We start from the raw sequence: 7,150 nt of genomic DNA, 5'->3' as shown, positions 1-7,150 counted from the left end.
AAATCACCCAATACCTCATCCATACCCTCGATAAAAAGGGCGAAACCGGAGCGGCGGAACTCCTAGCCAAACTAGGAAACAAAGCCCACCTAGCCAAAGAACTCGCCTATAGACTTTATAGCCTCTGCGACAGAAAAGGTTGGACCCAAGAAGGCATAGCCTACAATAGCCTCGTCACCTCTTGGCCAGAAATCACCCGCCTAGCCAACGAATATAAACCCTCTCCCGAACAACTATCCTTTTCTTTGTGACCTCTGTGCCTCTGTGGTAAATCCCCCTTAGTGACCTTTGTGCCTCTGTGGTAAATCCCCCTTAGTGACCTTTGTGCCTTTGTGGTAAATCCCCCTTCGTGTGGTTATCTCTCCGATTACTATGACCGAATATGGTTTTCCCGTGTTCACTCTTTGCTCTGTCGTCCTTGACCTGCTACCCCTTACACAAGATGTGTCAGGCACTCAGGACGGCGACAGTCAAGCAGGTTAATTGATAATATTTAAATTCTCGCTCATTTATTAACTATCGATGCTTTTGGCTTAGTAGCTTTGTCCAATCTATTAATCAACTTCGTGCAGATTTTTTCTAATCGTGGGAAGCGGAAGGTGGGGAGAAGGGAGAGCCGTATAGATATTTCGGCAAAAATGAGATGCCACGGATCTTTATCTGGGGAAATTATTCTTTGTTTCTCCGTAATTCTCTAAATTACCACTATATTTAGGGTTTGCTGACAAAGTTTTTTCTAGGGGCAGGGTGTCCGGACTGAAAACGAAAACTTCCTATCTGATTCGGACGGCAAGCTAACTCAGCAATTTAAGCGAAAACTCTGCCATTCTCTAGGATGCCATTCTGGGTTAATCTGGGTTTTGTGACAATTTGTTACTAAATTTTAAGAGGCAGTATGGAACGCACTTTCTTAATGATTAAACCCGACGGTGTGCAGCGCAATCTGGTGGGGGGAATTATTCAACGCTTTGAAACTAAAGGTTTTACCCTTGTTGGTCTGAAAATGATGCAGGTTTCTCGCGAATTAGCAGAAAAACACTACGCTGTTCACAAAGAAAGACCTTTTTTCGGTTCTTTAGTCGATTTTATTACTTCTTCTCCCGTGGTAGCGATGGTGTGGGAAGGAGAAGGAGTCATTGCCTCCGCTAGAAAAATTATTGGGGCAACTAATCCCCTGAATGCTGAACCAGGTACGATTCGCGGTGATTTTGGCATTAGTGTCGGACGCAATCTTATCCATGGTTCCGATGGTCCAGATACCGCCAAAGATGAAGTTAGTCTCTGGTTTAGCGATGCAGAATTGGCTAATTGGACTCCCGCCATCACTACCTGGGTGGTGGAATAAACCCCTACTTGAAGCCGTCAGCAGACAGGAGACCAGAGATAGGAGATAGGGTGTTGGGGTGGTCACTGCGTGCGCGTTGCGGGGGGTGTTAGGGTTTTAGTTGAAATTCCCCCACTTCCCCATTCCCCACTTCCCACATCCCACACCCCACTTCCCCAATGCCCAATCAAGGCTGGATTTATCGAGATAAAATTAGCAAAAATCAGGCAGGATTAAGCTTATTAGCCTACTATACGGGTAAATATCCCCATTCTAGCCCCGAAGAATGGCTCGATCGCATTTTATCAGGAGCAATTCTAGTCAATGGTTATGCTGCTTCTCCTGAAACAGTCTTAGAAATCGGGCAGCAATTGACCTATCAGCGCCAGCCGTGGACAGAACCGGATGTACCGCTCTTTTTTGAGGTACTCTACGAAGATGCGGAGGTGTTAGTAGTGGCGAAACCTTCAGGATTACCCGTATTAGCGGGGGGTGGATTTCTCGAACATACTCTTATCCATCTGGTACATCAGCATTATGCCGAGGTCACTCCCTATCCAATTCATCGTCTTGGTCGCGGCACTTCGGGCATAGTCTTAATGGCGAAATCAAAGCCCGCTAGAGCTAAATTAAGTCAACAGATGCGAGAGGGGAAAATTACCAAAATCTATCGAGCTTTAGTGGGTCGGGGCGACATACCAGATAACTTTACTATTAATCAAGCGATCGGGAAAATCGCTCATCCCATTTTAGGCTACGTTTACGGTGCGGTGACAGATGGGTTATCGGCCCGCAGTGATGGTCGAGTCCTAAAAAAACATCCCGATAGTACCCTATTAAAAGTACAAATTTTTACGGGCAGACCCCATCAAATTCGCATTCATCTGGCCTTTTTTGGCTATCCTTTAATCGGCGATCCCTTGTATGGCGTGGGAGGATTACCACGACCAGATGCAGTGCCGGGAGATTGTGGTTATTATCTCCATGCCAAGGAAATCGTTTTTAATCATCCCAGTACGGGCAGAACAATCTCTATTTCCTGTCAGCCGCCACCCGAATTAGTGAATAGGGAAAATCTGAAAATCTAGCCATATTTTCATCCCCCCCAAACCTGAGTGTCAGCGATCACTAAAAGACCACTTCGGTAATCACACCCTCAATCCCCGCTAAACGATAGCGAGAAACTAACACAATTCGATACAATATTGTCAACAAGCATTAAGCGATTTAAACTATCGATCGAACGTAAAAGTCCCGAAGTTATCGAAATCTAGGGGGAGACAAAAACAAGCATGGGTAGAGTAGTAGGCATTGATCTAGGGACAACTAACTCCGTCGTCGCTGTGATGGAAGGCGGAAAGCCAGTGGTCATCGCCAACTCAGAGGGCATGAGAACCACCCCTTCTGTGGTCGGTTTTAATAAAGATGGGGAGTTAGTGGTCGGTCAAATGGCCCGGCGACAAGGGGTACTCAATCCCCAAAACACCTACTATGCAATCAAACGCTACATAGGTCGTCGCTACTCGGAATTAAACCCCGAATCGAAGCGCGTCCCCTACACCATCCGCCGGGATGAGATGGGCAATATCAAAATTAAATGCCCCCGTCTGCAAAAAGAATTCGCCCCCGAAGAAATTTCCGCCCTAGTTTTACGCCGATTAGCCGAAGAAGCCGGCCGTTATCTAGGGGAAGAAGTCACCGGGGCCGTAATCACCGTCCCTGCCTATTTTAATGACTCCCAACGTCAAGCCACCAGGGATGCGGGCCGAATCGCGGGGTTAGAAGTGCTGCGGATTCTCAATGAACCCACCGCCGCCGCCCTAGCCTACGGTCTCGATGAACAGGAAAGCAAGAAAATCCTCGTTTTTGACCTAGGAGGCGGTACTTTTGATGTTTCTATCCTGGAAGTGGGTGACGGCGTTTTTGAGGTGAAAGCCACCAGTGGCGACACCCAATTAGGCGGTAATGATTTCGATAAAAGAATCGTCGATTGGTTAGCCAATCAATTTTTGGAACAGGAAGGCGTGGAGCTGCGCCAAGACCGGCAAGCCCTACAAAGACTGACAGAAGCGGCAGAAAAAGCCAAAATTGAACTGTCTGGGGTCAGCGTCACCGATATTAATCTACCCTTTATCATCGCCACGGAAGACGGACCCAAACACATCGAAACTCGTCTGAGTCGCGCCCAATTTGAGGAATTATGCGGCGATTTAATCAGTCGTCTCCGTCGTCCTCTCAAACGCGCCCTTTCCGATGCCGGTTTGTCCCCCGTCCAACTAGACGAAGTGGTACTGGTGGGCGGCGGCACGCGGATGCCGGTGGTTAAGGATTTAGTGCGGAGTTTTATCGATAGGGAACCCAATCAAAATGTTAACCCTGATGAGGTTGTAGCGGTCGGGGCGGCTATTCAAGCGGGAATTTTAGGCGGCGAGGTCAAAGACGTGCTGCTCCTCGATGTGACCCCTTTATCCTTGGGTTTAGAAACCATCGGCGGTGTGATGAAAAAGTTAATCCCCCGCAATACCACTATTCCCGTCCGCAGATCTGACCTTTTTTCCACTTCCGAAAATAATCAAACTGTGGTGGAAATCCACGTTTTGCAGGGAGAAAGGGAAATGGCCAGCGATAATAAATCCCTGGGACGTTTTAAATTAACTGGTATCCCCCCCGCACCCCGGGGTATTCCCCAAGTGCAGGTGTCCCTCGATATCGATGCTAACGGTATTCTACAAGTCACTGCTAGGGATAAAATGACCGGACGGGAGCAAAGTGTCACCATTCAAGGTGCTTCTACCCTCAGCGAAGGGGAAATTAACCGCATGATCGGCGATGCTGCCCGATTTGCGGAAGCAGATCGTACCCGTCGCGAAAAGGTCGATAAACGCAATCGCGCCCGCTCTCTGGTGGATCAAGCCCAACGACGCTTAAAAGATGTTACTCTCGATTTTGGTAATGAGTTTACCCGTTCCTATCGTCGTCAAATTGAGTCTTTGAGTACGGAAATTATCGACGCTTTGGAGAAAAATGATGATCGTCGCATCGATCGCGCCCAGGCAGACCTACAGGATGTTATCTATGAATTAAATCGCGAGGTACGCCTACAATACGACGAGGAAGACGAGGGCTTTTTTAGTGCTATTCGCAAGACTTTTACCGGAGATAAGGAAGATGATCTTCCCTATGAACCGCGCCGCGATCGTTATCGCCAGGATTATCGTCCGGGTACACCGGGTTATCAGAGTGATTATCGACCCAATTATTCGGCTAATCAAGAGAGTTATCGCCCCCAGGGTCAGGACAATTACGACAATGGCCGCGATAGCGATTGGTCAAGTCCCCCTCGTTCGGAGGAAAAAAGTTATAACAATAATAAAAGTAGCCGCAGCGGCGGCAATCGTTCCCGCAATATTCCCCCCCAAAATAACTGGGATGATGACGATGACGATTGGTTCTAATTAGTGAGCGGTAAACAGTGACCAGTAAACAGTAAACAGTAATCAGTGAAAAGACAGTGGGAAACTACTATTTAATACTGCTCGCTTAATACATACTGCTCACTTAGAACCCAAATCTGAAAACTGAAAACTGAAAAATCAAATCTGAAAACTCAAATCTGATAACTGAATATATGCCAGAATTAGTTAATTATTATAATGTTTTAGGTGTATCTCGCACGGCTACTGGTGACGAGATAAAAAAGGCTTTTCGACGACTGGCGCGCCAATATCACCCCGATCTCAATCCGGGTAATAAATCCGCAGAGGAAAAATTCAAAGATATTAATGAAGCTTATCATGTTCTCTCCGATGATCAAAGGCGAATTCAGTATAATAGTACCTTTAAGGGGAATAACCACCGTGAGAAGCGTGCGGGGGAAAAAGGGAATAGTGGTGGTAATGGGAAAGCACCCCGTACAGAAGAGGATTTATGGAAGTTTAAAGATGACGCTGATGCTAAACGCGCTAAAATTACCTCCTCTACCCGTTTAAATCGTCGAGATGTGGAGGCGAAATTGACTTTACCGTTGGAGAAAGCTTATCAAGGTGGTAGACAAAGAATTCGTCTGGAAGATGGCCGATCGATCGAGGTTGATATGCCAGCAGCCATGATCGATGGGCAGAAAATTCGTCTCAAAGATCAGGGTATTGACGGGGGTGATTTATATTTAAAAATAACTGTCTCTAAGCATCCTTTTTTTAGGATTCAAGGTTCTGATATTGTCTGTCAAGTACCGATTACTCCTAGCGAGGCAATTGTGGGGGGGTTTGTGGAAATTCCTACTATTGACGGTTTAGTTAAAATGATGATTCCTAATGGAGTTAAAAGTGGTCAAAGATTACGTTTGGCTAACAAAGGCTATCCCACTTCCAAAGGAGAAAGGGGCGATCAATTAGTGGAAATTCAATTAGTTAATCCTCCCTATCCTAGCCCCGAAGAATTAGAACTTTATCAAAAAATACGAGCGATCGAAACCTTTAATCCTCGACAAGGTTTATAAAGATGATGCTAGGTGGGTTAGGGCAAATTTGTCCTCGCCGAACCCACCCTACACCTTAATCCCGCTTAATTATGACAAATATAATTGATACAATTAAACCTTTTTATCCTCTAGCTTTCAAGGCTATTCGGGGCAATTTAGAGGAAACACAAAAACAATTATTAAATACTCTGCAAAAAATTGATCGCTCGCGGGGGGAATTTTGGGGACAATGGTTAATCTCACAATTATCAGAATCCCTCAGTTTTAGCGATTCTCGCCTATCTCAAAGCCTCTGGGGGTTAAATTTCCCCAATCCCGTCGGATTAGCGGCAGGATTCGATAAAGACGGTGTAGGGGCAGGACTTTGGCATAGTTTCGGCTTTGGTTTTGCCGAGGTGGGTGCTGTCACCCTAGAAGGGCAACCGGGCAACCCAAAACCGAGATTATTTCGTTTACCGAAAGATTTGGCCGGATTAAACCGTATGGGGGCAAATAACCTCGGTGCGCCAGTTCTAGCGGCAACTCTCCAGCAATCTTGGCAAAGACAACCCCGACAGATTCCCATCGGCATTAACCTCTGTAAATCGAAAAATACGCCCCTAGAAAAGGCCCCAGAGGACTATTTAGGCAGTTTTCGCTATTTATTCCCCCATGCTGATTATTTTGTCGTTAATGTTAGTTCTCCCAATACTCCCGGTTTGCGTTCCCTGCAAAGTGGTGAACAACTCGATAAAATCCTCGACATTTTACAAACAGAAAATCAAGGCAGAAAACCCCTATTAGTGAAAATTTCTCCCGATTTGGAATGGCAAGATATCATAACGATTATTGAGTTAGCTTTCTCCTATGAGTTAGCCGGAATTGTCGCTACTAATACCACCACTAAACGCACGGGATTAAAAACTACAATTCTGCCTGAAACTGGTAAACCAATCACTGAAGAAGCGGGGGGAATTAGTGGGCAACCTTTGCGGGAACGTTCCACGGCAGTGATCCGTTTTATCTATCAGCAAACCCAAGGCAATTTACCGATAATTGGAGTGGGAGGCATTTTTTCTCTCGATGATGCTTGGGAAAAAATTACCGCCGGTGCGAGTTTATTACAGATTTATACCGGTTGGTTATACCGAGGACCCTGGCTAGTATCAAATATTTTACAAGGATTAACAGAAAAATTAGAGGCTAATGGGTTGACTAATATTAATCAAGCAGTGGGAATTAATAATGAACTTCTGCCAAAAATCAAAAATATTCCCTTAGGGAAAGAGTCACGGGACAGTATTAAGGAGTCAGAATAAGCAAAAGAAAGACATTGTTTACTAGGCTCGATGATTAAATAACAATTG

General features: G+C 45.8%; 6 protein-coding genes. All 6 read left to right on the top strand.

The genetic code is table 11. From position 1 onward, the window contains the following. On the top strand, positions 1-251 hold a 251-nt coding region (locus MiAbW_RS14130), incomplete at its 5' end, for a hypothetical protein (protein WP_151696627.1). Between the two features lie 644 nt (positions 252-895). Then, the gene (gene ndk, locus MiAbW_RS14125; protein WP_151696626.1) at positions 896-1,345 is read left to right on the top strand and encodes a nucleoside-diphosphate kinase; all 450 of its coding nucleotides are present in this window, start codon (positions 896-898) and stop codon (positions 1,343-1,345) included. A 158-nt stretch (positions 1,346-1,503) separates the two neighbouring features. Beyond that, on the top strand, positions 1,504-2,412 hold the full coding sequence (locus MiAbW_RS14120) for an RluA family pseudouridine synthase (protein WP_151696625.1): 909 nt from the start codon (positions 1,504-1,506) through the stop codon (positions 2,410-2,412). Between the two features lie 204 nt (positions 2,413-2,616). Further along, positions 2,617-4,779, top strand: coding sequence for a molecular chaperone DnaK (gene dnaK, locus MiAbW_RS14115; RefSeq protein WP_151696624.1), 2,163 nt, complete (start codon positions 2,617-2,619; stop codon positions 4,777-4,779). A 173-nt stretch (positions 4,780-4,952) separates the two neighbouring features. After that, the gene (locus MiAbW_RS14110; RefSeq protein ID WP_151696623.1) at positions 4,953-5,822 is read left to right on the top strand and encodes a DnaJ C-terminal domain-containing protein; all 870 of its coding nucleotides are present in this window, start codon (positions 4,953-4,955) and stop codon (positions 5,820-5,822) included. A 71-nt stretch (positions 5,823-5,893) separates the two neighbouring features. Then, positions 5,894-7,102, top strand: a complete 1,209-nt coding sequence (locus MiAbW_RS14105) for a quinone-dependent dihydroorotate dehydrogenase (RefSeq protein ID WP_151696622.1) — start codon at positions 5,894-5,896, stop codon at positions 7,100-7,102. Positions 7,103-7,150 lie beyond the last annotated feature (48 nt).

Origin of the sequence: Microcystis aeruginosa NIES-4325 (assembly GCF_008974145.1) — a bacterium.
GTDB classification, from domain to species: domain Bacteria; phylum Cyanobacteriota; class Cyanobacteriia; order Cyanobacteriales; family Microcystaceae; genus Microcystis; species Microcystis aeruginosa_G.
This window is presented reverse-complemented; position numbering and strand designations above follow the sequence as displayed.

Bases quoted from the DNA above. Each gene is read 5' to 3' on its own strand.
- ndk (WP_151696626.1), top strand. From the start codon at position 896: ATGGAACGCACTTTCTTAATGATTAAACCCGACGGTGTGCAGCGCAAT.
- MiAbW_RS14120 (WP_151696625.1), top strand. From the start codon at position 1,504: ATGCCCAATCAAGGCTGGATTTATCGAGATAAAATTAGCAAAAATCAG.
- dnaK (WP_151696624.1), top strand. From the start codon at position 2,617: ATGGGTAGAGTAGTAGGCATTGATCTAGGGACAACTAACTCCGTCGTC.
- MiAbW_RS14110 (WP_151696623.1), top strand. From the start codon at position 4,953: ATGCCAGAATTAGTTAATTATTATAATGTTTTAGGTGTATCTCGCACG.
- MiAbW_RS14105 (WP_151696622.1), top strand. From the start codon at position 5,894: ATGACAAATATAATTGATACAATTAAACCTTTTTATCCTCTAGCTTTC.